Below are 25,662 nucleotides of genomic sequence, written 5' to 3'. Positions count from 1 at the left end.
CTTTCACTAACTGCACATACTAAAACAAAAAAATAATTTCATAGACAACACCATTGACAAAAATGCACACCTGTAACTATAATGATTACACCTAGTTGTAACAAACCTAATTACACTAAATTTATTTATTTTTAGATATACACTTTAATAAAGAAACTTGGAGGGAATCATTATGAAAATTGGAATTATCGGAGCAAGTGGAAAAGCTGGAAGTCGCATTTTAAAAGAAGCATTAGATCGTGGACATAAAGTAACTGCAATCGTAAGAAGCGCTGCAAAAATTACAGAAGAAAATGTAAAGGTTTTAGAGAAGGATGTATTCGCTCTTACATCTAACGACCTAGGAGCATTCGATGTAGTTGTAAATGCATTCGGCGCTCCAGCAGGACAAGAACATCTTCACGTAGATGCAGGAAATGTACTGATTGAAGCTATGAAAGGTGCACCTAACACGAAATTACTTGTTGTTGGCGGCGCTGGTAGCTTATTTGTAGACGAAGAGAAAACAACACGTGTATTTGATACACCAGGTTTCCCAAATGAATATCTTGCAACTGCTCAAAACCAAGGTAAAAACTTAGAAATCTTACAACAAACAAATGATATTACTTGGACATTCATCAGCCCTTCTGCACTATTCGCATTAGGAAAACGTACTGGCTCTTACCAAGCTGGCAAAGACAACCTTCTTATTAACTCAAAAGGTGATAGCTACGTAAGTTACGAAGACTTCGCAGTTGCAGCACTTGATGAAATCGAAACTCCAAAACACTTAAACGAACGCTTCACAGTAGTTTCTGAAGCTGAGTAATAAAAAAGCTCGTAAACATAGTGTTTACGAGCTTTTTTCATCATCTGTTATATTGATTCGGTTTATGTGGTTCATTTGGTGTATAGGGTTTATTTGGTTTATTATCATGACCATTTGCTTTTTTCCAACTTACCGCTAACTCTGGACTTGTTTTTTCTTCACTACGCTCAAGTAACACAACTGCATTTTGAATCGTTGGCGTTCCTTTATGCGCAATTCCTTGTAATTTCGTTAAATTTCCTGATACTTTAAAGCTAAATCCACCCGCTGGTGTTTGTTTCGGAATTAAAATGCGGAATTTCTCTCCCACATTAAATTCAGTTTTCGCTTCACCTTTTTCATTTACGAACTTCGCGCCTTCTGGTGCGCCTGTTGCTTGTACTTTATAAGTTCCGCTTTTAGCGTTTGTTTGCACTGTATATAAACCAGTTTCAAAAAACTCATCTTTCAATACTGCTTCTTGTTCTTCTGAAGGTGTTACACTCATCGTAATTTCTTGTAATTCTTCACTAGCGTTTGCTTTTGCCACAATATCTTTCGTTACTTTTTCTACATTTTTATTACGGAAATCTAAATCGTTAATATCAATTTGTTTTAACGCATTCCACACCGCAAGCTGTGTTGCGTAATGTGCATCTCTCCAATCGGAAACACCTAATTCTTGTGGGCTCTTCTGTGGATACCCGTTTAATAGTACACGGTATACGTTAATATCTACTTTACCCATTTCAGGTAAATCTTGGCCGCTCGGAGATTTCAGATCTACATTTAAGCAAAAAGCAATTTTGCCATCTGCTGTTTTAATAAGCTCTGTTCGAATTGGTTTTTTCTTTGACTTACTATAACTCCAATCCATTTGATACTTCGTGTGATCCATAACTTCTGCGGATGCCTTTTGAAGTGGGAATAATAAGTTCGCAAATACAAATAAAACACTCAAAAAAGCGGCCATTAGTTTGAACGATCGTTTTATATTCATGTCTACAACCCCTTATATAATAACAAATTTAATACTGTTTATTATTTAGTTAGAAACGTTTTTTATGCATAGACAAAATAAAAAAGAGTGCAAACTTTTTGCACTCTTTTACCTACTTTGAACTTAAAAATCAAAGTTATCAGGATCTGGACCGACGCGGTGGTTTTCATTTAAAGCATCAATCTTTTCCATGTCTTCTTTCGTTAATTCGAAGTTAAATATATCAGCATTTGCAATAATGCGCTGCTCTTTCGTTGATTTCGGAATTGTTACAACTTCATTTTGAAGATCCCAACGTAAAATGATTTGTGCTGTTGTTTTACCGTACTTATCAGCAACTTCTTGTAAAGTTTCGTTATCTAATAATTGCCCTTGCATAAGTGGTGACCATGCTTCCATTTGGATTCCTTGTTCTTTACAGAAAGCTTGTAGTTCTTTCTGCGTTAAACGCGGGTGATACTCTACTTGGTTAATCATCGGCTTAATTTCCGCACCTTCCATTACATCCTTCAGATGATGGATTTGGAAGTTACTTACGCCAATTGCACGCGCGCGCCCTTCTTTATAAATTGTTTCTAACGCTCTCCACGAATCTTTATATTTTCCTTCAACAGGCCAATGAACAAGATATAAATCTAAATAATCTAGTTCTAATTTTTTTAAGCTCTCTTCATATGCAGCAAGTGTCGTTTCATATCCTTGATCTGCGTTCCACACTTTTGAAGTAATGAATAAATCTTCTCGAGAAATTCCTGCTTCTTTTATACCAGCGCGAATGCCTTCTCCAACTGCTTTTTCATTTCCATAAATCGCAGCCGTATCAATACTGCGGTATCCTTCTTTAATGGCTGCTTTTACAGCCTCTACAAGTTCTGGCCCATCTTCTACTTTAAATACACCTAAACCGAACCAAGGCATTTCTACACCGTTATGCAATACTGTTTTACTTTGTAAATTTTTCATTATATTTTTCTCTCCTTTATTTTGCTTGATCTCTTTTTTCTAAGCTCATACTCCAAGCTGTTAAGATAACAGCGCCTACTACCATAATGCCGCCTACCCAAGCTGTATGAATTAACCCTAACGAGTTCGTTACAATACCGCCCAAATAAGCACCAAGAGCAATTCCTGCGTTAAATGCTGCAATATTCATTGCTGATGCCACATCGACAGCGTTCGGTACGAATCGTTCCGCCAAAATAACGACATATACTTGTAGTCCTGGAACATTCATAAACGCGAATAGCCCCATAAAAATAATTGTGATAAGCCCCGCTACTTGAAATGGTGCTGTAAATGTTAGTACGAATAATACAATCGCTTGAATAAAGAACATATAAAATAATGCACGAATTGGATTATGATTCGATAACTTCCCGCCAATCATATTTCCAATCGCAATTGCAATCCCGTACACTAACAAAATGATTGTAACGGTACTCGATTTAAACCCTGTTACTTCTTGTAATAGCGGTGATAAGTACGTAAATGTTACGAATGTTCCACCATACCCTAATGCAGTAATGACGAAGACAAGTAATAGTCTTCCGTTCGTGATGAGTTTGAATTGATCACGAAATGATACAGACGTACCCTTTTTTAAGTTAGACGGAATTAGCATGCTGTTTGCGACTAAGGCAACGATTCCAATGACCACAATCACCATAAATGACGCTCTCCAGCCAAATTGTTGACCAATAAATGTTCCAATTGGGACACCTGTAATAGTCGCAACGGTTAAACCAGTAAACATAAAAGCAATTGCGCTAGCACGTTTATTCTCTGGTACAAGTGCAGCCGCAATTGTTGAGCCAATCGACATAAACACGCCATGTGCAAATGCAGAAACAACCCTCGCGATAAGTAACACAGTAAAACTCGTTGCTACCGCTGCAATTCCATTACCAATAATGAAAACAATCATAATCCACATTAATAACGTCTTTCGCGACATACTAGCTGTTAACGACGTTAAAACTGGAGCGCCAAATGCTACCCCTAACGCATATAAAGAAACGGTTAAACCCGCTGTTGTAACAGAAACATGTAAATCCTCCGAAATAGATGGTAATAAACCGACGCTAATAAACTCGGTTGTACCAATTCCAAACGCACTAATTGCTAGCGCTAATAAAGCAAACATACTTCTTCGATTCGTCTGAACAGCCGAAGAAGATACTGTATATGAATTCAATTGAACTCCTCCTTAATACGAGAAATCCAATCATAATAGTGTGATAAAAAGGCCTTTTTATCTTCTACAAAAATAACTTTACTGCTCATAAATGCTATTATGAATGGCTTCACTCTTTTTTTGAAGAACGCACTTTAAAGTACGATAGGTACCAAAAAGTAACATAGGTACTTTTTAGTACCGTACTACTCATTTCCCTCTTACGTATGCTATTATGAAACATATTCAACACGATAAAAAGTACGTACTTTAAAGTGCTATAGGCACTAAAAAGTAACATTTAACTTATTTAGCTTCTTTTGTTGAAGAACTGAAATTCACATTCATCAAAGGAGATTTTCATATGAAGAAATATAATATTCCTGTTGAGGCGACTTTAGAGGTTATCGGTGGCAAATGGAAAGTCGTTATTCTTTGTCACTTAACGAAAGGCACAAAGAGAACGAGTGAACTAAAACGTTTAATGCCTGGTATTACACAAAAGATGTTAACACAGCAATTACGTGAATTAGAAGAGGATGGGGTTATTCAAAGAAAGGTATACAATCAAGTACCACCAAAAGTAGAATATTCCCTTACTGACTATGGATGGTCTTTAGAATCCATTCTTGATTCTCTTTGTACTTGGGGCGAATGTCATCTTGAAAAAAGCGGTAACACATCGATGCTAATCGCAGAGAGTGAACAATAAGAAAAAAGGAAAAAACGAACGTGAATTTGTTTATTTTTTCCTTTTCTTATTATTATATAGGTATACTTCTCATCGAAGTAAAATAATTTATGCGCTTTCATACCTTGTCATTACTAGGTTACGGGCTCAATATCAAATAATTAGGAATCATTTTTATGTTAACATACGTGTATATAGTATATAATATAGGATATATATTATATACACTTTCCGATAAGGGAACTTTCCATTATGCGGACAAGCCATGTATCGGACAGTTCATAAATAATAGGTAAGACGTTATGGTTTTAAATTTATGTTTTCAGCCTACTTGCTGTCATAAATTTAAAGGCATTTTATTGTGTTTTGTGAAACTTTGTATAAAGTTTCATAACATTCACTACCTTACCTAAATAAGGAATATTAATTCCAAAAAAATAAGAGTATTGCTATCGTAAAGGAGAATTGGAGATGCCAGAAACTATGACTCAAACAAAGCCAGAACAAGAAACTGTACAAATTTCTGCTAGCCAAGGACAACTTGATGTACTTGATCAGTTGTTAAAACCTGAGGTACAAGAATCATTAACAACACTAGTAGCGCAGCTTCCAAAATTAACTGAGCTTGTTAACATTTTAACTAAGTCTTATGACTTGGCTCAAACTGTTGCTACTGATGAAGTATTAAAAAACGACACTGTTAGTGCAATCCAAGAACTTGTAGAACCTGTAAAAGATACAGTGAAAAGCATGGCTGCAACTGCTATCGAAGCGAAAGATCGTGCTGACGAAAGCAACGAAGTTATCGGTCTGTTCGGTCTATTAAAATTACTAAAAGACCCACAAGCACAAAAAATGTTCCGCTTTGTGAACGCATACCTTCAAATTAGTGCAGAACGTAATAATAAATAATTTTACTTATAACAACAATTAGTAAAGACGGGGGATAACATACTATGTCAAAACAAATTGTCATCTTAGGCGCTGGTTATGGCGGTCTTCTTGCCGCTTTAAACGTACGTAAATACTACAGTAAATCAGAAGCACAAGTTACAGTGATCAACCAATACCCAACACACCAAATCATCACTGAACTACACCGCCTTGCAGCTGGTAACGTTGCTGAGCAAGCAATTGCAATGCCACTTACAAAGCTTTTCAAAGGCAAAGACATCGATCTTAAAATTGCAACAGTTGAGTCATTCTCAGTTGATAGCAAAGAAATCAAACTAGCTGGTGGCACTACGCTATCTTACGATGCACTTGTAGTTGCTTTAGGAAGTAAAACTGCTTACTTCGGTATTCCAGGACTAGAAGAAAACAGCATGGTATTAAAATCTGCTGCTGATGCAAACAAAATCTACAAACACGTTGAAGACCGTATTCGTGAATACGCTAAAACGAAAAACGAAGCTGATGCTACAATCGTAATCGGTGGTGGCGGATTAACTGGCGTTGAGCTAGTTGGTGAGCTTGCTGACATTATGCCTAAACTTGCAAAAAGCCACGGCGTAAATTCAAAAGAAGTTAAACTTCTTCTTGTTGAAGCAGGTCCAAAAATCCTTCCAGTATTACCAGACCACTTAATCGAACGTGCAACTACTAGCTTAGAAGCACGCGGTGTTACATTCTTAACAGGTCTTCCTGTAACAAACGTTGCTGGCAATGAAATCGACTTGAAAGACGGTCAAAAAATCGTTGCTAACACATTCGTTTGGACAGGTGGCGTACAAGGTAACCCATTAATTGGTGAATCAGGTCTTGAAGTAAACCGTGGTCGTGCAACAGTTGATGCGCACCTACAATCTACTTCTCACAAAGACGTATTCGTTGCTGGAGACAGCGCTGTTGTCTTCGCTGCAGACGGTCGTCCATACCCACCAACTGCACAAATTGCTTGGCAAATGGGCGAGTTAATTGGATACAACTTATACGCAGCACTAGAAGGCAAAGCATTCGAAGAGTTCGCACCTATCAACTCTGGAACACTTGCTAGTCTAGGACGTAAAGATGCTGTTGCTACAATCGGAGCAAGCAATACTCCACTTAAAGGTCTACCAGCATCATTAATGAAAGAAGCAAGTAACGTTCGTTACTTATCACACATTAAAGGTCTATTCAGCTTAGCTTACTAATCTGAATACAAGCCCGAATCATGCCCTGCATGGTTCGGGCTATTTTTATCCGTAATTTTCTCTACTTTATTTATTCGGCAGAGTAATAATATAACCCTCTTTAATTATCGGAATATACTGACTTTTTCTCATCAAAATTGTGTATATGAAAAGAGCGGAAGTAGGTATCTTCCCTACTTCCGCTCTTTCACAAAAACTATTCTCCCAATTTCACTAAGCTGTAATTCTTCTTCCCTTTGCGAATGATAATAAATCTTCCATCAAATGAATTTTCGACCGTAACATCCGTACCCACATCCGTTACTTTCTCGCCATTCATAGATATAGCCCCATTATTAATATCTTCACGCGCTTGTCGTCTAGATGGTTCAATTCCTAAATCAACTAGCCACTCTACGATGTTTTTCATCTCTTTTGAAGACTGGAATGTTGGCATCTCTTTAAATCCTTGTTCAATTTCATCGGCTGTTAACGATTTAATATCTCCGCTAAATAATGCCGATGTAATTTTCACAGCCTGCAAAAATGCTTCTTCTCCATGAACGAATTTCGTCATTTCTTCAGCTAACACTTTTTGTGCCTCACGTTTATGTGGCTCCATTTCTACTTTCACAGCTAATTCATCAATTCGCTCTTTCGTTAAGAACGTAAAGTATTTTAAGTATTTAATTACATCACGGTCATCTGTATTCACCCAGAACTGGTAAAATTCAAACGGTGTTGTTTTTTCCGGATCAAGCCAAATAGCACCACCTGCTGATTTACCAAATTTCGTACCATCCGATTTTAATAATAACGGAATTGTTAGCCCGAATACTTTCGCCTCATGACCTTCTAATTTACGAATTAAATCTAAACCACTCGTAATATTTCCCCATTGATCACTACCACCGATTTGCAATTGAACATCTTCTTCTTTGTATAAATGGTGGAAGTCCATCGCTTGCAAAATTTGGTACGTGAACTCTGTAAATGAAATTCCTGTATCTAAACGACTCGCTACAATATCCTTCGCTAACATGCTATTTATGCTAAAGTTTTTTCCGTAATCACGTAAAAACTCGATAATGTTTATTTTATGTGTCCAGTCATAGTTATTTACCATCTTCACTTCGCTATTCCCGCCAAAGTCAAATAGCTTTTTCATTTGTGCTGTTAACGCATCTACATTATGCTGCACCACTTCTAACGTTTGTAGTTGACGCTCTGATTGACGTCCACTCGGATCACCAATTGTTCCTGTTGCTCCTCCAATTAAAATAACAGGATGATGCCCAGCTAATTGAAATCTTTTCATCATCATGAACGGAATCAAATGTCCGATATGCATACTATCACCGGTCGGGTCTACCCCGCAGTATAACGAAATTTCTTTCTCTTCTACTAGCTTACGTAATCCTTCTTCATCTGTCTGTTGATTCACAGCACCGCGCCATTCTAATTCATCGATAATATTCATCTCTTCATCCCCTTTATTTTTTTAAAAACAAAAAAGCCCCTATGTCTACGATAGACATAGGGACGATTATTCACCGTGTTACCACCCAGTTTGCATAAATAGCATAGCTATTCATACCACTCTTAGCAATAATATCGATTGCTATTCCGCTTAGCATTACCTAAGATACTCCAGAGTGTAATTCACAAGTTTGTTTGTACTAGGTTCCAGCAACCCCTAGCTCTCTTTGATAACAGTGACAAACTGCTACTAGGCTCTTTCAACGTATTTCATATGTTAAATTATTAGCCATTATATTGAATTAAAAACAAATTGTCAATAATACCTAAATGTTTTCCAAAAATAATTCATACTTTTATACGTTTTTTATTCAAAGGTTACTGTAGATCTTCTCCAATAATCCTTACTTCTCGCTCTAATTTCACACCGGATTTTTCTTCAACAGTTGTTTGTACAAAATGAATTAAATCAATATAATCTTGTGCAGTTCCGTTATCAACATTCACCATAAATCCAGCGTGTTTTAAAGAAACTTCCACTCCGCCAATTCGCTTACCTTGCAGTCCTGATTCTTGAATAAGCTTACCCGCAAAATTATTTGGTGGACGCTTAAATACACTACCACATGAAGGATACTCTAACGGTTGTTTTGATTCACGCTTAAACGTTAAATCATCCATTTTTCCCTTGATTTCTTCACGCACACCTTCTTCAAGTTCAAACTTCGCTTCAAGAATAATGTAATGATTGTTCGCAAATACACTCTTACGATATCCAAATTCAAATTCATTTTTCGTTAAAGTGCATAGCTCTCCATCACCTGTCATTACAACTGCTTCTGTTAATACATAAGCTACTTCACCGCCATATGCACCAGCATTCATATATAACGCTCCACCAACTGAACCTGGAATACCACAAGCAAACTCAAGTCCTGTTAAACAGTGATCCAATGCAATTCGTGACACATCAATAATCGCTGCACCACATTGTGCGACAATCGTTGTCCCTGTTACAGTAACACCTGTAATATGAATTAAACTTACTGTAATCCCGCGAAGACCACCGTCTTTAATAATTACATTAGATCCGTTTCCTAAAAACGTAACTGGAATATTGTATTGATTCGCATACTTTATAACTTCTTGAATTTCATCATAATTCGTAGGAGCAACGAACACATCTGCTTTCCCGCCCACTTTAATATGCGTATGATTCTTTAACATTTCATCTTGCTTCACATGACCTTCAGGCAATACTGTACTTAAATATTTATAAACCTCTTGCATATTCATTTTACGATTCCTCTATTTCTATAATCTTTTTATCCCGCTATCCACGGGCCCATAATATCCCCACATAACAATGCGCTACAAATAAAAAGCACAAGTGGTGGATAAAGTGTACATAAAGCACACCTATAAACCTCTTAAATTATAAGAGGTTCCACTCATATTAAAATATATATTGCATAATAAAGCAACCCAAATGGGCTACTAAACTTGACATGTAACTATATAGACAACAAATTGTAAAATATATATGTTTTTCAAAGCAATACCCTTCAATATCTTACTATACCATACGAAAGAAAAATGGTATTTTTTGTAATCTTTTTTATTTTCATCAATAAAAAAAGAGCACATCCCACAGAATGCGCCCTTTCTATACTCTTTAAATTATTTTTCGTTCTCTTCTTTTTCCTTATCAAACCATAATAGCTCATCGTCATCAACTTCACCATTATAATTGATTAGAATCTCTTCTCCCGCTTTTATATCTTTGTAAGCAAAGAAGTTAAACGTATGATTCTCAAAGACAATATCATACGTTGCATTCGGCTTATATGAATGATTAAATAACATGCCGTATCCTAAAAGGAATGCCGTATGATTTACCCCATACTCAAATGCGTAGTCAGCAAGTAACGTTTTCTCAATGTGTTCATGCTGTTCATTCGGATAAGAGATAACTGGTGCTGAGTGTATCAACTCACCCTTTTTAATATCACGAGTTGCAAATACACCTCTATTAAATTCTCCATCACTAAGTTCAGAAGTCTTAACTTCAATCATATGCGTCACCTATATATTTCTTTCTTCGAAGTATTTTTCTCCTTAAGCTTGGCAGAAAACGCGGAGAAAAGCAATTAAATTCCTACCAAGTATAAAAAGAGCACATCATTTGTGCTCTTTTTAAGTGAAATTGTTTTTCTAAAATATTCTTTAACGACTCCGCTTGCTAATTAACCGCATGTGACATCCTTTAAGATATTCTATAAGGCCCCACTTTCTACACTTATACGTATCAATTACTTCAATTTAAATACCGCGCTCACTGGGTTGTGATCACTATTTTCAAATTTTAAATCTTTGCCTTGTACATTTACAATTTCAACATTCGGCGAAACGATAAAGCCATCAATAATAGTGACAAAGTTTTCACCTTCCACATACTTCTTCACATCATCCCTTACCGTCATCACAGATGGATCTACAGCCCATTGAAATCCTCCATCCGCAAAGTCCGTTGGTAACTCTACTAGCCATTCAGGACGCTCTTTTACAAACTTAGGATCACTTAATTGGACATTAGAAAGTAACTGGTTCCAATCTCCACCTAATATTACGTAATCACCATTTTGATAACACTTGTTCATATATTCTTTTAAATATTCCGCTTGTTGCTTTCTAATTTTTCCGCCCTCATCATAAGCAGATAAATGTACGTTTACGAGCCTAACATAATTCCCATTATTAACAGGGATTTTATGTTCAACAATCGCTCGATCTAAATCAAATAAACGCTTCGGCCAAGGCTCCATTCCTGGTAGTTGGAACCTCTTCGCTGTTTGAACTGTGTATTTAGAAAATGTACTTAATCCTCCCTCAGCATATCCCATCGGTTTTGTGACTGGGACAGGAACCCACTTTGTATCATAGTTCTTTCCAAACGAAGATGCATACTCTGATAATCCTCGCTTTAGAAACTCATGCTCATTTACATCAAATGATCGGTGGGATTTTATATCAACTTCTTGCAATAACGCAAAATCGCTATTCTCATTTTGTAAAAATGAAAGCATATTTTTCAAATTAATCTCAGTTTGCTCCTTGCTACTCGAACCAGAGCCTTTTCCACCGTCCATAAAGAAGTCTTGGTCCTTATCTAATCCAGCGTATCCAATATTAAATGTTGTAACTTTAAATTCATTTTCTAGCTGCAGTACACGCTCTTTATTATTTTCAACCTTTACGTCTAAAACATTCGCTGGTTGCTCTTTTGTAAGTGTCATATAAGCTAAAAAACCACCTAGAATACCAGCTACTATTAAAATAAATATTAATACTATTTTTAAAATTTTCTTCAAAACACATGACCCCTTTTTGTAAAATAACATATTTCTGTATTTTCAGTTAAATGAAGATAGATTAAAGACACAAGAAATATTTTACCATAAAGAAAACTTCATATCATTATATTTAGCTAACAAATAATCATTGTATCTCTCACTGCAATTATCTTGAAATTCAATCATAACATTTAAGAAGACAAGACTGTAAGGCAATTACAATCCACAACAGAGAAATTGCAACTTCAAAGAATATACAGATCCTACTTTTCGCACTTTTCATTAACATATTTATTGGCAATCCAAAATAATATTTAGTAAACTATACATAGAACTTATAGGCGATGGAGTTCGCCATAACTGCTATTTAGCTAATGACTCCTACCAGTATGACTACTGGTAGGAGTCTATTTTTTTTGAGTAAACTATTAGAGAGGTGAAGAAATTGAAATATATTATTGTTGGCATAGCCGGTATATTAGGAGCTCTTTCCCGTTATTATTTAGGTTTTACTATCGATACTCTTTGGCATCATGCATTACCACTCGCTACATTAACGATTAACTTAATTGGTTGTTTCTTACTTGCTTTGTTGACCACCTATATCGCTCGGTTAAACATCTTATCCTCCGAAGTTATTACCGGGATTGGAACCGGATTTATCGGTTCATTTACGACATTTTCAACATTCAGCGTAGAAACTATACAGTTAATCAATCATTCACATTTTGGTATCGCATTTTTATATGTATCATGCAGTATGCTAGGCGGTCTAATTATGTCTGGGCTTGGCTATAAACTTGGAGGTTTTTTACTAAACAAACACCTTGAGGAAGGTGAAATATCATGATTAACGCTTTATTAGTAGCAACAGGAGGATTCTTCGGTGCCATTACACGATTTGCAATTAGTAATTGGTTTAAAGAAAGAAACAAAACTTCATTTCCGATTGCTACATTCCTCATTAATATAACCGGTGCATTTTTACTCGGATATATAATTGGCAAAGGGATAACTACAAATTGGCAATTAGTATTAGGCACAGGATTTATGGGCGCCTTCACTACATTTTCAACGTTTAAATTAGAGTCTGTTCAGCTTTTCAACCGCAAAAACTTTGGCGTACTATTTCTATATTTAAGCGCGAATTATATGATTGGTATCCTCTTCGCATTCCTTGGGATGAAGTTAGGTGGAATATAAAAAAAGCGACTCTTTTACCGATCGCTTTCTTTCATAAAAAGTATGCTCCGCCATATGGAATTGAAAATAAACCAGCTGGATACACATCATAATGTATACTTTGCACAGGAAGCTGCGAATGCGACATATACTGACTCTGCATCATTTGCGCTACTTGTGCTTGTTGTTGCATTTGAATGGCCTGATGCACTGCCTGAATTGTCATCTGTGCCCCGGCCAGCGTAATAGCTGCCCCTACTTGTCTTCCAGTGTGAAAATAATGATTCATCATTCTTCAGCTCGCTTTTTATACAGAATGAATTCCTTTTACATGTTATGTTTACATACGATGCAAGTGTTTTAAATTTACATAAAACATGTTTTTAGCCCAACCCATACATAAAACACCTTCATAGAGTATATAAATGCCCACAAATATATGAAAAGGAGTGAGAATATGAGTTTCTACGAACAACAGCCTTTTACTCAAGATAACTATTATCGAGATCAACATTGGCATCCCCAAAATCCACTAAAACACCAAACAATCGCTATAATTGGTCCTGCTGTTTCTCACGGATTACGTGAAGCTGCTCATCTCGGCTATCAACACGCATTAACCGAAGCTGTCGCTATCGGCTACTTACTTGGAAGAGGTTACGATTATAATACCGCTTGGAAAACCGTTGAATCTTGGTGGAGACCACCAGGATCCCCGCTTCCTACTCCATACTAAAGCAAAAAGACCGTAAATATACGGTCTTTTCACTTTACCATGCTTTCTTTTTTCGAAGCATCGAGAAAATAGCCATGAATAAAATCGCAATAATTCCAGTAAAAACAAATAAATAAGCTAATGGAATTAAGAAAAATGGTTCCACTAAAGTTCCATCCGGCTTCACTTCCGAACCAATTATATTAAACATAATTATACATAACACTCCTAAAAATATCGGACTAGCCGCTAATAAATATTTATTTTTCATAATATATTCTCCTTCAATCTCATAATTATTTTTTTGTATTCCTTTTCACTATTCTTACTACCATCATAATAAATCCAACGGCATTAAAAATCAACAATTATTTATTGTTTTACGATAAACAATTGTTGATTTTTATGAATCCCAGACGTAAAGAGGCTATAGACAAAACATTGTCTATAGCCTCTTCAATCAATTATTTCGATCCAAAATACGCCTTTTGGAACATACACATTCTTATCGCATTATGGTAGTTACCATCAACGAAAAATTCGTCTTGTAACTCACCTTCCACCATAAATCCAACCTTTTTATAAACATGTACAGCCTTTTCATTTTCTTTATCAACAACTAAATAGAGTTTATGCATATTTAATACAGAAAAAGCGTAATCCATCGCTAAACGTGTTGCTTCCGCTGCATAACCGTGTCCTTGATAATTCGGATCAATAATAATCTGGAATTCAGTTCTTCGATGAATATAATCGATTTCCACTAACTCGACTAATCCAACCATCTCATTATCTTTCTCCAGGATAAAACGGCGTTCACTTTGATCGTGGATATGTTTATCATATAAATCCTGTAGTTCTACAAAAGCTTCATACGGCTCTTCAAACCAATAAGACATAATATGCGCGTTATTATTAAGTTCATGCACGAACTTTAAATCTTCCCGTTCTAAAGGACGTAACTTTAATTCCTGACTCATTTCTATAACCTCCAAGTAAAATAACCTCTTCACTTAATTTCTCAATTTTTTTCGATTTCAAACGCCCTATTTACATTGTAAACCTTCAAGTAACTTGAAGGTCAAGACGAAAAAGCAGTGCAAATTGATGTCTGCACTACTACTCTTTTCTCAAATCTCTCATATTTGATATGTATAAAGCAATGACTAAAACAAGAATGGATCCCGCATATAATAGCGTCTCCATTGGTTCCTCATGAGATACAATAATCAATCGAATTAAAGCCGTAATCCCGATATAAATAAAATAACGTAACGGAAAATGATAATTCGATTTGAAATACTTAATAATTAATGCGATGAACTCAAAGTATAAGAAGTAGACAATGATACTTTCAACTAATTTATAAGATGTATACTTCTTCGCCGAAAATATGTATTGAATAAACGTGATTGTCTCATTAATTAAAAAGATAGATAAAACAATGGATAATATAATTAGAGCTATATTTAATATCCATTGTAAAACACTCGCAATAAAATGATCGATATTAAATGATTTCATTCTCTTTTAAAACTCCCCTTCATATTAATACGTACTCATTATAGCAAAATTATAATTGCAGAGGGGTTAAATCATATTTTCGGCCTTTGTTTTTTGGTTTAAACTCCACAAATAATCTAAGAAACCAAAATGATTTTAATTTTTGCATTCATCTGATTGAAAGATGGATGTTTTTTTCATACATAATAAAAAAATAAAAAATTTTGTCACAAAACTCGTTATTCCGGGTTCTCTATAATACAAGCATCAAATGAGAGTGAGGTTTTAACTGACATGTTAAAAATAAAAAAGGAAGACAGGCCTTTTTCGGATGTGACATTTGAAGATTTGTTTAAACAAAACTATGTTTACGTTGTGAAACAGATCGTATGGATTGTCAAAAATCAGACTATCGCTGAAGAATTAGCCCAAGAAGTCTTTTTACAGCTATATCGCAACGATTGGAAGAGAATTGAACACTTACCTGGATGGCTAATAAAATCTTCTACTTATGTAGCGTATAAATATCTACGATCTGAAAAACGACATCAGGCGAGAGTAGATAAAACCATACAATATCATGAAGTACAACATATTTCATCATTAGATGATGACTGGATTAGACAAGAAGAAATTACAAAGGTACAAATGGTACTCAGTAACATGGATGAACGGGATCGAACCATTTTATTAATGAGGTTTTCTGACTTTCAATATAAGGAAATTGCAGAAGTGCTTCAAATTGACATATCTTCTATTGGAACATTATTAGTCCGAGCCAAACAAAAGTTTCGTAAGATTTATAAACAGTTAGAGGAGGCGTAATAAATGAATTGTTATGATGTGGGATTTATTCAAGCATATATGGATGGGGAATTACCTTATGAGACAAGAAAAGAATTCACAAAACATTTAGATACGTGTAACGCATGCCAAGACTTATTACTAGAAATTAGTAAATTAAATCACTGGGAAAATGTCATGTTAGAAGGAGAAACAGTACATTCATCAAAAGAAATCAAAATTGATGTAGACCAAGCGTGGAAAGCATTTGAAAGTCGCGCAAAATTTGAAGATGTTTCTTATATCAATCAAAAACCTGAACAGAAGAAGGGATTATTTACAAATATGAATAAAAAATCAAAACGTTTCATGTATATAGCAGTAGCGGTAGCGGGGCTTTTTACAACAGCCATGGTTCCACAAGTGCGAGTGGCAGCTACGAATGTTGCCTCCTATTTTTCCAATGCAATTTCAAATGATACGATTATATACGAAGGAAGAGACGTTGAAAATGGTCAATTTATTCCGCTTGATGAAAAAATTACAGATCAAGGTGTTACGGTAAATTTAAAAGAATTATATGTGGCGGATTCACGTATATCCGTTCATTACAAAATTGAAAAAGAGAATGGAAGTGTAGTACCGTTTGAATTTGATACAAAGGGGTTACAACTTGAAGATGACGGCAAAGTAAATGGACAACAAGAAAACAACCCAGTGTATAAGAAAAATGAGTACTTCGGACAATTAGCATTTATTCAAGGAGCAAGTGGTGGACCATTCGAACTAAAAGCATCCGGTGAAGAATTAAAGCATATAGGTATTCGTTTTAAGGATAGACCAGAAGGTGTCATTACATTTATCGAAGGTCCTGAAGGGAAAGATTCTTTCAAACAACCACTTACATTAGATGTAAATATAAGCAGGATTGGAAAAGTATCTGGTTCTTGGAAAGGTCAGCTTCAATTCGATCCTACCAAATTGAAAAAATAAAGTAATTTCAAATGAAAAAAAGAATAAAACGAGATGTATTCAATACCATGCTTATATTCTTCCTTGTGTTACTTACGTTTATTTCATACATGATTTCAACTCTACCTTTTTTAATTTCATAATCATAAAAAGGTAGTATAGTAAGTAGCCGGTTCCTTAACGTACAGGGAATCGGCTACTTTGTGTCCAAGCGTACAATTTTCTTTTTTGGATATGGTGCCCCTACATGCAAAACTTACATAAAATCCAGATGAACTCCAAATAAACTCCAGATACTTGCTTTATGCTAAATGTAATCTTAAACAAGGAGGTAATGAAAAATGTTTAAAACATTATTAGCAGGAACACTTTTAAGTACAGGATTATTAGCGGGTGGTGCAGTAGGTACAGAAGATGTGAAAACGAACAAACTAGAATCGAATAAAAAAATAGAATGGAGACAAACAAATAAAAGTGAAAAAGAATCCGCAAAAAAGATGGAAAAAGGTACAGAAATTGGTCAAAATCAATCAATGTCAGTTACAACAAGTGTAGATGGAACAACAACTTCTTCACCCATCCATAATTCACCTGAAGACGCAGTGCCAGCAATTCCTAACGAAGATGTGAAATCTAACCATAATCAAACCTTTGAAATGCCTGAGGACACTAAATCAAAACCTGTACATGATTCTTCTAAATAAGCTATAAAATGAAATAGGATCATACGGTCAGATAAGTAATAATAGAATCCCTGTTGTATACAGCGCAGGGGTTTTTGTTGTTAAAAAAGTTCCCTTCACTAGTCAAAAGCAAATAATGAAAAAACGAAAGAAAATGCAGTCTTACGCCTTTACATTAAACAAGAGGACGTAAAGAAAACAGATATACCAGCAAAAATAAAAGAAAAATTAGGTGTAAAATAATAAATAATTATTAAAAACAAATAAAAGGAGTATCTCTTATTTAATAAGAGATACTCCTTTTATTTTTCGAACCATGTCTTAGCCACAAGCAAAAAGAACCATAAACTTGCAGAAAGTTTATTTTAACTTCCCTATTGATAGGTTAACACGATAATTCCCATACTTTAATAGTCGCCCCAGAAAGTTATCCAATTCTTCATTAGAAGTAAAATGTGTTTTTAATAAATAACATCCCTCACCACTTATACGATGCACTTCAGAAATCCCTTCTTCTCCTTGAAAGAAATTCATAAACTCTTGATGATTAGCTGTTGTTACAAACAAAGTAACAAATGCAGTCACTATTTGTCCTAATTTGATTCGGTTTATTGCGATTGTATATTGTTCAATAATCCCTAAATCCTCTAATCTTCGAATTCGATTTCCTACAGCCTGCCCCGTCATATGTATTTTCTGACCAAGTTCTTTCCATTGTATTCTTGAGTTTTCTCCTAATAATTTCAGTATCTCAAAATCTGTTTGATCAATGATATAAACCAATCCTTTCACCGTGAAAGTAGAAAGCCAGAAAGTGTTTCGCCAGCTTATTCTGCTTATCGATACAATTCACTATACTTAGTTTATCCTCTTACATCGCATTGTTTATCAGTTATATTTACTTATAACACAGAGGACGCAACAAAAAAATACATCTAGATTTAAAGGAGGTTACAAATATGTTATTACAAGAAATTCTATCGTTCAATGAACAATTTGTAGAAAATAAGGAATACGCTCCTCGTGAAGCGACAAAAATGCCTAAAAAACGTATGGTTGTTGTTTCTTGCATGGATGCTCGTTTAATTGAGCTACTTCCAAAAGCTTTAGATATACACGATGGTGATGCAAAAGTTATCAGAAATGCAGGTGGTAAAATTGCTTCTCCTTTCGATAGCGTTATGCAAAGTGTTGTAGCATCAGTATATGATTTAAATGCAGATGAAATCTTCCTTATCGGACACCATAGATGTGGTGCGAGTCAAACTAATCCAAAAGGAACACTTCAAAAAATATTAGATCGTGGAGTAGCTTCACCAGAAATTTTATCAGCTATTGAATACGCTGGTGTTGACCTTGAAAAATGGTTATTTGGATTCGATGATGTCAACAATTCAACTCAAGCTAATGTTGATTTAGTAAGAAATCATCCGCTTATTCCAAAAGATGTTCCTGTACATGGTTTAGTTATTGATCCTCACACAGGTAAATTAGATTTAGTAGTTGATGGATATACAGCATTAAATAGTATGAAAAATTAATTATTACTTAAATGGAAGGAAGTTATTAGATATGAATAGACAAGAAGCTACGCAAAAAATTATGGAAGCAAAAATTAAAAAAAGTTTAACATGGGAAGAAATTTCAAAAGTAAGCGAAAACTCTGAGACTTGGGTTGTAACAGCGTTATTAGGACAAGCTACAATGACACGTTCAGAAGCAGAAAAAATCGGTAAACTATTAGAATTAGATGAAGAAGTAGTTCAAGCATTAACAGTAGTTCCACTTAGAGGTCAAGTAATGCAAATGCCTCCTACTGACCCAATCTTATATCGATTATATGAAATGATGTTACAATACGCACCAACTCTTAGAGAATTAATCCTAGAAAAAGCTGGCGAAGGTGTAATGAGTGCAATTAACTTCAATCTAGGTGTGGACACACAAGAAGATCCAAAAGGTGGCGACCCTCGTATCGTGATTACACTTAACGGGAAATTCTTGCCATTCCGTACATGGTAATTAATTAAATATCCATCTATATAATTAAAATAATTTTATAGACCTAAAAAATCCATCCTTTTTAATCTAACTGTATAAAAAGGATGGATTTTTACTATGAGATTCTTTTTCGGCAAAGGAGAATAATATGAATAAAAAATATTTTGAGACGGGCTTTAGTATTCTACAGTGGTTTGTGTTTTTATTAGCAAATACAATTGCATTGCCTATCATTATCGGTGGCATATTCCATTTATCAATAGAAGATATCTCAACATTAATGCAACGAACTTTTTTAGTCGTGGGAGTAAGCTCATTTATACAAGCATGGTTTGGGCATCGCTATCCCATTGCGGATGGTCCAGCCGGTTCATGGGTAAGTATATTTGTCATACTGGGACAAGTAGCTATGCATCAGGGACAAAGTGCAAAAGATGTATTACAACTTTTAGAAGGTGGATTAATTATTGCGGGTATATTACTCTTCGTTCTTGGTATAACAGGGCTTGTTCATCGAATTCTACGTTTATTTACCCCTTTGGTTACAGGGACTTTTCTTTTAATCTTAGCTCTTCAGCTTAGTGGTGTGTTACTAAAAGGAATGATGGGATTACAAGGGTCTGCAACTCATCCTGATTATACAACAGCTACTATTGCACTCTTTGTTTTTGCCATGATTACCTTCTTATCAATTAAAGGGAAAGGATGGATGAAAAGTTACGCTGTGTTACTTGGCATTTCATGTGGTTGGCTTTTGTATGCTTTATTAGGAAAATCATCTCATATGCCTTCACACACACCGTTAGTTAAGTTACCAGAGATATTTGCTTGGGGCACACCTAGATTCGATATTGGAATGACTCTAACTGCAACTTTATTTACATTCCTTTTAGTTGCAAATACGATTGCTGCTATTTCGGCTGTAAAACAAGTGGCTCCGTTATCTAAAGAAAATGAAAAGCAAACACTGAACCGTGGCGTATGGGCCGGAGGTATATCACATATTATCTCGTCGTTGTTCTCTACAATTGGAATTGTACCATTACCTGCATCAGCAGGATTTATTCAACTAACAGGACAAAGAAAAGAGAAGTCATTCCTTATAGCAGTCTCATATTAGCAGGAATTTCTTTTATTCCCTTAATTGTAAGCTTTATATCCTTGCTACCAGGCCCTATTGCTAACGCTACACTTTTAGCAACATTTGTCCAGATGATAGGAATTTCATTTCAATCGATTTTACGTGAAGAATTAAATCAACGCCGATTAACTATATTAGGAATTTCATTATTAATCAGTTTGGGAATAATGTTTCTTCCAGAAAGTGCATTTAGCGGAATTCCTTCTTCCTTACAATATGTTTTAAGTAATGGATTACTCGTAGGTACTATGATTGTCATTCTACTGGAACAGTTTTGGAAAGAGTAAAGTATTTATACACTTAATTATAAAAAGGAGAATTAAATGAATTTAATAGTGGATTAAAAAGATAATATTCATATTTCTCTTTTTGATTATTGTTACCATACCAATTTTTACTTTTTACACCATGAAACTATATACGTCAAAATCGTTTCATGACGTTATTACTTCCACATACTTGCACTTTATATAATAACGGTACAGTACAAATAACATGCTGTATAAATAAGTGTGGAGGGATTTACTATGAACGAAGCGTTACTATTAGTCGACATACAAAATGATTACTTTGAAGGCGGCAATATGGAATTACATCAGCCTGAAAAAGCCGTACAAAAAGCGAAGGAAGTATTGAAAGTGTTTCGCGAAAAACATAAAACAGTTATTCACGTACAACATATTGCGAACAATGAAGGGACTACTTTCTTCTTACCCGAGACAGTAGGGGCTCAAATTCATGATGACGTACAACCGATTGCTACTGAAAGAGTCATACAAAAACATCACCCTAACAGTTTTTTAAGAACAAATTTATTACAAATATTAAAAGAAGAGAAAATAGACCAACTAGTCATTTGCGGTATGATGACTCATGTATGTATTGATGCAACAGTACGCGCTGCCAGTGATTTAGGATTTCAATGTGTTGTAATTGAAGATGCTTGTACAACAAAAGATTTAGAATTCCAAGGAAACCTAATTCCAGCAGTACATGCTCATCAATCGTTCATGAGTGCATTAGAGTTTGGTGATATTTACGCAAAAGTCATGTCAGCAAGCTGTTTTGCAAACAAAAACAAATAAAGGATTACAGTTCCATATCAAAAAAAGAAAGGATAAATCTCTTATTCTTTCTTTTTTTCAATTGTCTTAATGACAGTATTTATACGATAATCACCATAATGTAAAACATCTGCAAGCGTCTCCTCTAATTGTTGGTGCGAAGATGTATGAAGAATCATGATATAACACCCATCGCCACTTATGCGGTACATTTCAGTAATTACGTCTGTTTTTTCAAAGAAACTTTGAATTTGATTGTGATAATGTGGTGCATGCAAAAATAGCGTAACAAATGTCATAATAGATCCTTCCAGCTTAGCCCTATCTATGTCTATCGTATATTTTTGAATGACCCCTGCCTCTTCTAATTTATTAATTCGTTTCCTAACAGCCTGGCTAGTCAAATGTACTACTTCTCCAATTTCCTTCCAATTCATTCTAGCGTTTTCTTGTAGCAATTGTATAATCTTAAAATCTGTTGAATCAAACATGGCCATCCCCTTCCTATAGGAATCAAATTTTATAAGATTTTCATTTCCCCTACAGTATAGTTCAAAAATTTTGCAATATAATCGATTAACTCTATTAGGAATTACATTATTGTTAACTACTTTCCTTCCTCCTTACAATGTATTTTTTGATTACTCGTAGGCATCATGATTGTTATTCTACTGGAACCAAGTGTTTGAAAGAACAATACAGCAAGCTAGCGATTGTTTTTTATAAATATGCAAATTTTTTAGGAATTAGTTTATCTTTTTTTAATAATTTATTTAGAGGGAGTTTATACTCAGGTATTAACATAATAAACATAGCAACTAAGTTCATTGATTCAATTTGAGTCTTTTCATATGTGGCTTATAGCAAAAAGAAATATAGACGAACTGCTACTATAATCGCAAACCGTACTACTTAAAATCATAAAATGAGGAGACGATAAAAATGAACAAAAAAACAAAAGCACTATCATCCATACTGCCCAGATTTACATTAGCATTAACAGGGTGTGCTGGTACTAAAGCTGAAGAAAATCATAGTAAACAAAAAAAGCTGCTGCCTATAAAATACAGACAGCAACTTCAACTAGAGTAGCTGTTATGATCTATGTAAGCTACATTATATAATTTGATTTTCTATTAGTTTTTTGGCATACTCATTTTTTACATTTTGTAACTAATAAACAGCGATTGGCCCATAAGGGCCATTGATAATTTCTATTTTTGTTTCAAAAATATCAGTCAAAATTTTTGGGTCCATAACCTCTTCTACTGTTCCAAAAGCAGCAATTTGTCCATCTTTCATAGCACAAATTTTATCAGAATATTTGGCTGCAAAATTTATGTCATGCATAACAGTCAGAATTGTTCTTCCAAATTCATTAGCCGCACGTCTCAAATGCTCCATCATTTGAACAGAACGAGCAACATCAAGGTTGTTCAGAGGCTCGTCCAAAAGTACATATTCAGTCTCTTGGCACAATACCATCGCTACATATGCCCTTTGTCTTTGACCACCAGAAAGCTCATCTAAATATCTATTCTCTAAATTAGTTAAATCTAAAAAATCGATATATTTAGAAATAATAACTTCGTCCTCTTTAGTTAATCTTCCCTTTGAATAAGGAAAGCGCCCAAATCCAACTAGTTGTCTAATAGTAAGCCTAGTTACAAAATGATTTTCTTGTCGCAATATAGTCAAAATTTTTGCTAAGTCTTTTGATTTGGATTCAGAAACATCCATATTTGCTACCTGAATTTGACCTTCATCCATATCTAAGAGTCGTCCAATCATCAAAAGTGTCGTGGACTTTCCAGCGCCATTTGGTCCAATTAAAGAAGTAAAGCCCGCTTTTGGTATTTCAATATCCAAAGGTCCTATTTTTACCTTATCAGTATAGAACTTTTTAACATTATCAATTTTTATCATAAAGCCCTCTTCCTTAAAACTATAGTTAAAAATATTATTCCACCAAATAATTCGATAATAACTGAAACTACACCTTGAGCATGGAATACATGATACATTAAAAAGTATGCACTCGTCATTATCAAAAATCCTATAGCAAGAGCCATTGGAAAAATATATCTATGATCATAAGTTGACGCCGCCTGATAACTCAAAGTCGCTACTAAAAAGCCGTAGAAAGTAAGTGGTCCAATCAAAGCTGTTGAAATGGACATCAAAATAGCAACTAATACAAGCGTATAAATTACACTAGGTCGATATTTAACTCCAAAAGAAGTAGAAACATCCTTTCCTAGTGACAATATATTCAAATTCTTAGAATGAGCAAAAATTAATACTGCCACAATTATGACCATAGGAATTACAATAGGAAAATATGCAGAATCTGCATGATTAACAGAACCAAATAATCTTGCTTGTAAAATATCAAATTCTGAAGGCGCAAGTAGTTTTCTCATGAAAGTTGACACAGAATTTAGCCCAGTACCAATAATAATTCCAACTAAAAGCATAAGTTGTAAATTCCCGTATTTACCGGAAAGTAACCATCCATAAAGTATCAAACTCATGAAGACCATAACAACAACTTGAAATAAAAATGATCCAATTCCACTAAAATTTATCAATACACTAGCACCAAAGAAGAATATTGTACTCGTCTGAATTGCTGAATAAAGTGATTCGAAACCTAAAAGCGAAGGAGTAATAATCCTATTATTCGTAATAGAGTGGAAAGCAACGGTCGACAAGCTATGGCAAACTGCAGCAATAATCATTGCAACAATAGCTACTATCCTTCTCTTAACAACTGGGATAAAAGAAGGTGAATCTATCGGAACTGGATTGTTATAAACTAAAAGTCCATATGAAGAAAGGAGGCCTAAAGCAATCAATGTTATCAGTAAAATCCAATAACGTCTTTCTTCCTTCTTAGAACGAAAAGCACTAGCTGATCTACTTTCATTATGAAGGCTAGAATCGATTTCGACATTTTCTTTATTTCTATATTCTAATGCGATCATCGTAGCCTCCTTGGTTTTCTTTGTCTCAATAAAATAGTAATAAACACGATTGCTCCCACTGTTGCAAGTATTAAAGAAACAGGTACTTCAAAAGGCTTTATAATTGTTCGAGAAATGATGTCACAGGCAGTTATTGTCCCCATTCCGATCACACATACCCAAGGTAAATTACTCCTAAGATCATCACCTCTAAACATTGAAACAATATTTGGCACAATTAATCCCAAGAAAGGTAAGTTTCCAATAACAGCTGCAACAATTCCAACTGCAACAGAGATAAGAGCAGTCCCAAAAAGAACAATTCTATTGTAATTAACTCCAAGGCTTGTTGCGACATCTTCTCCTAGTCCAGCTAAAGTCAATCTATTAGCATACATAAAAATAAGCAAAGTAATGATAACAATCAACCATAAATATTCATATCTTCCCACCTGAACGGTAGCAAATGAACCTACAAACCAAGTTTCAATACTTTGCGTCATTTGAAAAAGGAGCCCCATAAAAGTAGACACTGCAGAAATAACTGCTCCAAGCATCAATCCAATAATCGGGACAATTAAAGACGAACGAAGTTTAACTCTTCTTAAAAATAGAAAGAAAATCATAGTTCCTATAAAAGAAAAAATGATTGCACCAGTCATTCTTTGAACTAAAGTCGGGGCAGGAAATAATAAATATACAAAAAGCAAGCCTAAACCTGACCATTCAATAGTCCCCGTTGTAGTAGGTTCAACAAAGCGATTCTGTGTAATTAGTTGCATTACGAGCCCTGCCATCGCCATTGCAGCTCCAGTAAGCATTAATGCAACTGTTCTCGGAACACGAGTTATGAAAAACATCTCCATTCCGTCCTCTTGTCCACGTATATCATAAACTCCAGTAAACAGTGATATAATCCCTAAAATTATAACAACTATAATCGCTATTATAAAAGGTTTTGTCCATAATTTATTGTGATTATAAAACTGGGGTTGAGAAATATTCTCAACCCTAGAAATTATATTTTTTGACACTGTTTCGTACTCCTTTAC

At 34.9% G+C, this 25,662-nt stretch carries 29 protein-coding genes, 2 pseudogenes, 1 riboswitch and 1 other annotated feature; of the genes and pseudogenes, 15 read left to right on the top strand and 16 right to left on the bottom strand.

Annotated elements, in window-relative coordinates; translation table 11 throughout:
- The first annotated feature begins 172 nt into the window (after window positions 1-172).
- Window positions 173-811 carry an NAD(P)-dependent oxidoreductase gene (locus tag MR071_RS00785; RefSeq protein ID WP_242234625.1) on the top strand — a complete coding sequence of 213 codons (639 nt, stop codon included), beginning with the start codon at window positions 173-175 and terminating at the stop codon, window positions 809-811.
- A gap of 40 nt (window positions 812-851) precedes the next feature.
- On the opposite strand, the gene MR071_RS00780 is transcribed toward MR071_RS00785, so the two are convergent.
- The 3 genes from MR071_RS00780 to MR071_RS00770 form a co-directional block, all read right to left on the bottom strand.
- On the bottom strand, window positions 852-1,790 hold the full coding sequence (locus MR071_RS00780) for a thioester domain-containing protein (protein WP_105585564.1): 939 nt from the start codon (window positions 1,788-1,790) through the stop codon (window positions 852-854).
- Between the two features lie 123 nt (window positions 1,791-1,913).
- The gene (locus MR071_RS00775; RefSeq protein ID WP_105585565.1) at window positions 1,914-2,753 is read right to left on the bottom strand and encodes an aldo/keto reductase; all 840 of its coding nucleotides are present in this window, start codon (window positions 2,751-2,753) and stop codon (window positions 1,914-1,916) included.
- Window positions 2,754-2,769: 16 nt separating this feature from the next.
- Complete coding sequence (locus tag MR071_RS00770; protein ID WP_242234689.1) at window positions 2,770-3,933, bottom strand: MFS transporter; 1,164 nt, start codon at window positions 3,931-3,933, stop codon at window positions 2,770-2,772.
- A gap of 394 nt (window positions 3,934-4,327) precedes the next feature.
- On the opposite strand from MR071_RS00770, the gene MR071_RS00765 reads away from it, so the two are divergent.
- From MR071_RS00765 to MR071_RS00755, 3 genes are all read left to right on the top strand, one after another.
- Window positions 4,328-4,675, top strand: a complete 348-nt coding sequence (locus MR071_RS00765; protein ID WP_105585567.1) for a winged helix-turn-helix transcriptional regulator — start codon at window positions 4,328-4,330, stop codon at window positions 4,673-4,675.
- Window positions 4,676-5,125: 450 nt separating this feature from the next.
- Entirely contained in the window at window positions 5,126-5,566 is a 441-nt protein-coding gene (locus MR071_RS00760) for a DUF1641 domain-containing protein (protein WP_242234623.1), read from the top strand.
- Window positions 5,567-5,610: 44 nt separating this feature from the next.
- Window positions 5,611-6,789 carry an NAD(P)/FAD-dependent oxidoreductase gene (locus MR071_RS00755; protein ID WP_242234621.1) on the top strand — a complete coding sequence of 393 codons (1,179 nt, stop codon included), beginning with the start codon at window positions 5,611-5,613 and terminating at the stop codon, window positions 6,787-6,789.
- Window positions 6,790-6,985: 196 nt separating this feature from the next.
- On the opposite strand, the gene tyrS is transcribed toward MR071_RS00755, so the two are convergent.
- The 4 genes from tyrS to MR071_RS00735 form a co-directional block, all read right to left on the bottom strand.
- Window positions 6,986-8,248: a tyrosine--tRNA ligase gene (gene tyrS / locus MR071_RS00750; RefSeq protein ID WP_105585570.1), complete on the bottom strand. Its 1,263-nt coding sequence runs from the start codon at window positions 8,246-8,248 to the stop codon at window positions 6,986-6,988.
- 55 nt (window positions 8,249-8,303) lie between these two features.
- Window positions 8,304-8,520, bottom strand: a binding site (T-box leader).
- 105 nt (window positions 8,521-8,625) lie between these two features.
- A complete protein-coding gene (gene murB, locus MR071_RS00745) occupies window positions 8,626-9,543 on the bottom strand; it encodes a UDP-N-acetylmuramate dehydrogenase (RefSeq protein WP_242234619.1) in 918 nt (305 codons plus the stop codon).
- Between the two features lie 384 nt (window positions 9,544-9,927).
- Window positions 9,928-10,323, bottom strand: coding sequence for an SET domain-containing protein (locus MR071_RS00740; RefSeq protein ID WP_000573656.1), 396 nt, complete (start codon window positions 10,321-10,323; stop codon window positions 9,928-9,930).
- Window positions 10,324-10,559: 236 nt separating this feature from the next.
- Entirely contained in the window at window positions 10,560-11,618 is a 1,059-nt protein-coding gene (locus MR071_RS00735; RefSeq protein WP_242234617.1) for an endonuclease/exonuclease/phosphatase family protein, read from the bottom strand.
- Between the two features lie 313 nt (window positions 11,619-11,931).
- Window positions 11,932-11,991: riboswitch (Fluoride riboswitch) on the top strand.
- A 54-nt stretch (window positions 11,992-12,045) separates the two neighbouring features.
- Here MR071_RS00735 and crcB (MR071_RS00730) point away from each other — a divergent pair.
- Together crcB (MR071_RS00730) and crcB (MR071_RS00725) are read left to right on the top strand one after the other, a co-directional pair.
- Window positions 12,046-12,450, top strand: coding sequence for a fluoride efflux transporter CrcB (gene crcB, locus MR071_RS00730; RefSeq protein ID WP_142395818.1), 405 nt, complete (start codon window positions 12,046-12,048; stop codon window positions 12,448-12,450).
- Window positions 12,447-12,803 (top strand): fluoride efflux transporter CrcB, encoded by a 357-nt coding sequence (crcB, locus tag MR071_RS00725; protein WP_105585574.1) that lies wholly within the window; start codon window positions 12,447-12,449, stop codon window positions 12,801-12,803. Before crcB (MR071_RS00730) ends, crcB (MR071_RS00725) begins: the two co-directional genes overlap by 4 nt.
- Window positions 12,804-12,834: 31 nt before the next feature.
- Here crcB (MR071_RS00725) and MR071_RS00720 read toward each other — a convergent pair whose 3' ends face one another.
- Window positions 12,835-13,074 (bottom strand): DUF3947 family protein, encoded by a 240-nt coding sequence (locus tag MR071_RS00720; RefSeq protein WP_242234615.1) that lies wholly within the window; start codon window positions 13,072-13,074, stop codon window positions 12,835-12,837.
- Between the two features lie 165 nt (window positions 13,075-13,239).
- Between MR071_RS00720 and MR071_RS00715 the strand changes: the two genes are divergently transcribed.
- A complete protein-coding gene (locus tag MR071_RS00715; protein ID WP_002144954.1) occupies window positions 13,240-13,518 on the top strand; it encodes a hypothetical protein in 279 nt (92 codons plus the stop codon).
- Between the two features lie 34 nt (window positions 13,519-13,552).
- Here the strand turns inward: MR071_RS00715 and MR071_RS00710 are convergent, their stop codons facing one another.
- The 3 genes from MR071_RS00710 to psiE form a co-directional block, all read right to left on the bottom strand.
- Window positions 13,553-13,768: a DUF3955 domain-containing protein gene (locus tag MR071_RS00710; protein WP_105585576.1), complete on the bottom strand. Its 216-nt coding sequence runs from the start codon at window positions 13,766-13,768 to the stop codon at window positions 13,553-13,555.
- Between the two features lie 193 nt (window positions 13,769-13,961).
- Window positions 13,962-14,477 carry a spermidine N1-acetyltransferase gene (gene speG, locus MR071_RS00705; protein WP_105585577.1) on the bottom strand — a complete coding sequence of 172 codons (516 nt, stop codon included), beginning with the start codon at window positions 14,475-14,477 and terminating at the stop codon, window positions 13,962-13,964.
- Between the two features lie 139 nt (window positions 14,478-14,616).
- A complete protein-coding gene (gene psiE, locus MR071_RS00700) occupies window positions 14,617-15,021 on the bottom strand; it encodes a phosphate-starvation-inducible protein PsiE (RefSeq protein ID WP_098268296.1) in 405 nt (134 codons plus the stop codon).
- Between the two features lie 273 nt (window positions 15,022-15,294).
- On the opposite strand from psiE, the gene MR071_RS00695 reads away from it, so the two are divergent.
- The 3 genes from MR071_RS00695 (at window position 15,295) to MR071_RS00685 (ending at window position 17,459) form a co-directional block, all read left to right on the top strand.
- On the top strand, window positions 15,295-15,825 hold the full coding sequence (locus MR071_RS00695) for an RNA polymerase sigma factor SigX (protein ID WP_002068217.1): 531 nt from the start codon (window positions 15,295-15,297) through the stop codon (window positions 15,823-15,825).
- A 3-nt stretch (window positions 15,826-15,828) separates the two neighbouring features.
- Window positions 15,829-16,776: a DUF4179 domain-containing protein gene (locus MR071_RS00690; protein ID WP_242234613.1), complete on the top strand. Its 948-nt coding sequence runs from the start codon at window positions 15,829-15,831 to the stop codon at window positions 16,774-16,776.
- Window positions 16,777-17,096: 320 nt separating this feature from the next.
- Window positions 17,097-17,459, top strand: a complete 363-nt coding sequence (locus MR071_RS00685) for a hypothetical protein (RefSeq protein WP_105585579.1) — start codon at window positions 17,097-17,099, stop codon at window positions 17,457-17,459.
- 339 nt (window positions 17,460-17,798) lie between these two features.
- Here the strand turns inward: MR071_RS00685 and MR071_RS00680 are convergent, their stop codons facing one another.
- Window positions 17,799-18,230 carry an Lrp/AsnC family transcriptional regulator gene (locus MR071_RS00680; RefSeq protein WP_242234611.1) on the bottom strand — a complete coding sequence of 144 codons (432 nt, stop codon included), beginning with the start codon at window positions 18,228-18,230 and terminating at the stop codon, window positions 17,799-17,801.
- Between the two features lie 167 nt (window positions 18,231-18,397).
- On the opposite strand from MR071_RS00680, the gene MR071_RS00675 reads away from it, so the two are divergent.
- The 4 genes and pseudogenes from MR071_RS00675 to MR071_RS00660 all read left to right on the top strand — a co-directional run bounded on the left by MR071_RS00675 (window position 18,398) and on the right by MR071_RS00660 (window position 21,665).
- Window positions 18,398-18,979, top strand: coding sequence for a beta-class carbonic anhydrase (locus MR071_RS00675; RefSeq protein ID WP_105585580.1), 582 nt, complete (start codon window positions 18,398-18,400; stop codon window positions 18,977-18,979).
- Between the two features lie 31 nt (window positions 18,980-19,010).
- On the top strand, window positions 19,011-19,460 hold the full coding sequence (gene cynS / locus MR071_RS00670) for a cyanase (RefSeq protein WP_105585581.1): 450 nt from the start codon (window positions 19,011-19,013) through the stop codon (window positions 19,458-19,460).
- A gap of 127 nt (window positions 19,461-19,587) precedes the next feature.
- Window positions 19,588-20,867 (top strand): annotated as a pseudogene (locus MR071_RS00665) (purine/pyrimidine permease).
- A 240-nt stretch (window positions 20,868-21,107) separates the two neighbouring features.
- The gene (locus MR071_RS00660) at window positions 21,108-21,665 is read left to right on the top strand and encodes a cysteine hydrolase family protein (RefSeq protein WP_105585583.1); all 558 of its coding nucleotides are present in this window, start codon (window positions 21,108-21,110) and stop codon (window positions 21,663-21,665) included.
- Between the two features lie 41 nt (window positions 21,666-21,706).
- Here the strand turns inward: MR071_RS00660 and MR071_RS00655 are convergent, their stop codons facing one another.
- Entirely contained in the window at window positions 21,707-22,141 is a 435-nt protein-coding gene (locus MR071_RS00655) for an Lrp/AsnC family transcriptional regulator (RefSeq protein ID WP_242234609.1), read from the bottom strand.
- A gap of 445 nt (window positions 22,142-22,586) precedes the next feature.
- Between MR071_RS00655 and MR071_RS00650 the strand changes: the two are divergent.
- Window positions 22,587-22,694: pseudogene (locus MR071_RS00650) on the top strand (DUF4822 domain-containing protein); the annotation flags it as partial.
- A 123-nt stretch (window positions 22,695-22,817) separates the two neighbouring features.
- Here the strand turns inward: MR071_RS00650 and MR071_RS00645 are convergent.
- From MR071_RS00645 to MR071_RS00635, 3 genes are read right to left on the bottom strand one after another with little or no spacing between them, the layout of a single operon-like run.
- The gene (locus tag MR071_RS00645) at window positions 22,818-23,570 is read right to left on the bottom strand and encodes an iron ABC transporter ATP-binding protein (RefSeq protein WP_105585585.1); all 753 of its coding nucleotides are present in this window, start codon (window positions 23,568-23,570) and stop codon (window positions 22,818-22,820) included.
- Window positions 23,567-24,631, bottom strand: coding sequence for an iron chelate uptake ABC transporter family permease subunit (locus MR071_RS00640; RefSeq protein WP_242234607.1), 1,065 nt, complete (start codon window positions 24,629-24,631; stop codon window positions 23,567-23,569). Before MR071_RS00640 ends, MR071_RS00645 begins: the two co-directional genes overlap by 4 nt.
- Complete coding sequence (locus tag MR071_RS00635) at window positions 24,628-25,644, bottom strand: ABC transporter permease (protein ID WP_105585587.1); 1,017 nt, start codon at window positions 25,642-25,644, stop codon at window positions 24,628-24,630. Before MR071_RS00635 ends, MR071_RS00640 begins: the two co-directional genes overlap by 4 nt.
- Between the last annotated feature and the right edge of the window lie 18 nt (window positions 25,645-25,662).

Origin of the sequence: Bacillus cereus group sp. BfR-BA-01316 (genome assembly GCF_022664195.1) — a bacterium.
In the GTDB taxonomy this organism is placed as follows: Bacteria; Bacillota; Bacilli; order Bacillales; family Bacillaceae_G; genus Bacillus_A.
The sequence above is the reverse complement of the archived record's forward strand: the minus strand, read 5'-3'. Positions and strand labels throughout refer to the sequence as shown.

Excerpts from the sequence above, each read along its gene's own strand:
- MR071_RS00685 (WP_105585579.1), top strand. The coding sequence starts at position 17,097 with ATGTTTAAAACATTATTAGCAGGAACACTTTTAAGTACAGGATTATTA.
- MR071_RS00775 (WP_105585565.1), bottom strand. The coding sequence starts at position 2,753 with ATGAAAAATTTACAAAGTAAAACAGTATTGCATAACGGTGTAGAAATG.
- MR071_RS00785 (WP_242234625.1), top strand. The coding sequence starts at position 173 with ATGAAAATTGGAATTATCGGAGCAAGTGGAAAAGCTGGAAGTCGCATT.
- MR071_RS00640 (WP_242234607.1), bottom strand. The coding sequence starts at position 24,631 with ATGATCGCATTAGAATATAGAAATAAAGAAAATGTCGAAATCGATTCT.
- MR071_RS00675 (WP_105585580.1), top strand. The coding sequence starts at position 18,398 with ATGTTATTACAAGAAATTCTATCGTTCAATGAACAATTTGTAGAAAAT.
- MR071_RS00780 (WP_105585564.1), bottom strand. The coding sequence starts at position 1,790 with ATGAATATAAAACGATCGTTCAAACTAATGGCCGCTTTTTTGAGTGTT.
- MR071_RS00720 (WP_242234615.1), bottom strand. The coding sequence starts at position 13,074 with ATGATGAATCATTATTTTCACACTGGAAGACAAGTAGGGGCAGCTATT.
- MR071_RS00710 (WP_105585576.1), bottom strand. The coding sequence starts at position 13,768 with ATGAAAAATAAATATTTATTAGCGGCTAGTCCGATATTTTTAGGAGTG.
- MR071_RS00690 (WP_242234613.1), top strand. The coding sequence starts at position 15,829 with ATGAATTGTTATGATGTGGGATTTATTCAAGCATATATGGATGGGGAA.
- MR071_RS00740 (WP_000573656.1), bottom strand. The coding sequence starts at position 10,323 with ATGATTGAAGTTAAGACTTCTGAACTTAGTGATGGAGAATTTAATAGA.
- MR071_RS00695 (WP_002068217.1), top strand. The coding sequence starts at position 15,295 with ATGTTAAAAATAAAAAAGGAAGACAGGCCTTTTTCGGATGTGACATTT.
- MR071_RS00715 (WP_002144954.1), top strand. The coding sequence starts at position 13,240 with ATGAGTTTCTACGAACAACAGCCTTTTACTCAAGATAACTATTATCGA.
- MR071_RS00755 (WP_242234621.1), top strand. The coding sequence starts at position 5,611 with ATGTCAAAACAAATTGTCATCTTAGGCGCTGGTTATGGCGGTCTTCTT.
- MR071_RS00655 (WP_242234609.1), bottom strand. The coding sequence starts at position 22,141 with ATGGCCATGTTTGATTCAACAGATTTTAAGATTATACAATTGCTACAA.
- tyrS (WP_105585570.1), bottom strand. The coding sequence starts at position 8,248 with ATGAATATTATCGATGAATTAGAATGGCGCGGTGCTGTGAATCAACAG.
- cynS (WP_105585581.1), top strand. The coding sequence starts at position 19,011 with ATGAATAGACAAGAAGCTACGCAAAAAATTATGGAAGCAAAAATTAAA.
- murB (WP_242234619.1), bottom strand. The coding sequence starts at position 9,543 with ATGAATATGCAAGAGGTTTATAAATATTTAAGTACAGTATTGCCTGAA.
- MR071_RS00765 (WP_105585567.1), top strand. The coding sequence starts at position 4,328 with ATGAAGAAATATAATATTCCTGTTGAGGCGACTTTAGAGGTTATCGGT.
- speG (WP_105585577.1), bottom strand. The coding sequence starts at position 14,477 with ATGAGTCAGGAATTAAAGTTACGTCCTTTAGAACGGGAAGATTTAAAG.
- MR071_RS00660 (WP_105585583.1), top strand. The coding sequence starts at position 21,108 with ATGAACGAAGCGTTACTATTAGTCGACATACAAAATGATTACTTTGAA.
- psiE (WP_098268296.1), bottom strand. The coding sequence starts at position 15,021 with ATGAAATCATTTAATATCGATCATTTTATTGCGAGTGTTTTACAATGG.
- crcB (WP_105585574.1), top strand. The coding sequence starts at position 12,447 with ATGATTAACGCTTTATTAGTAGCAACAGGAGGATTCTTCGGTGCCATT.
- MR071_RS00645 (WP_105585585.1), bottom strand. The coding sequence starts at position 23,570 with ATGATAAAAATTGATAATGTTAAAAAGTTCTATACTGATAAGGTAAAA.
- MR071_RS00770 (WP_242234689.1), bottom strand. The coding sequence starts at position 3,933 with ATGTTTGCTTTATTAGCGCTAGCAATTAGTGCGTTTGGAATTGGTACA.
- MR071_RS00760 (WP_242234623.1), top strand. The coding sequence starts at position 5,126 with ATGCCAGAAACTATGACTCAAACAAAGCCAGAACAAGAAACTGTACAA.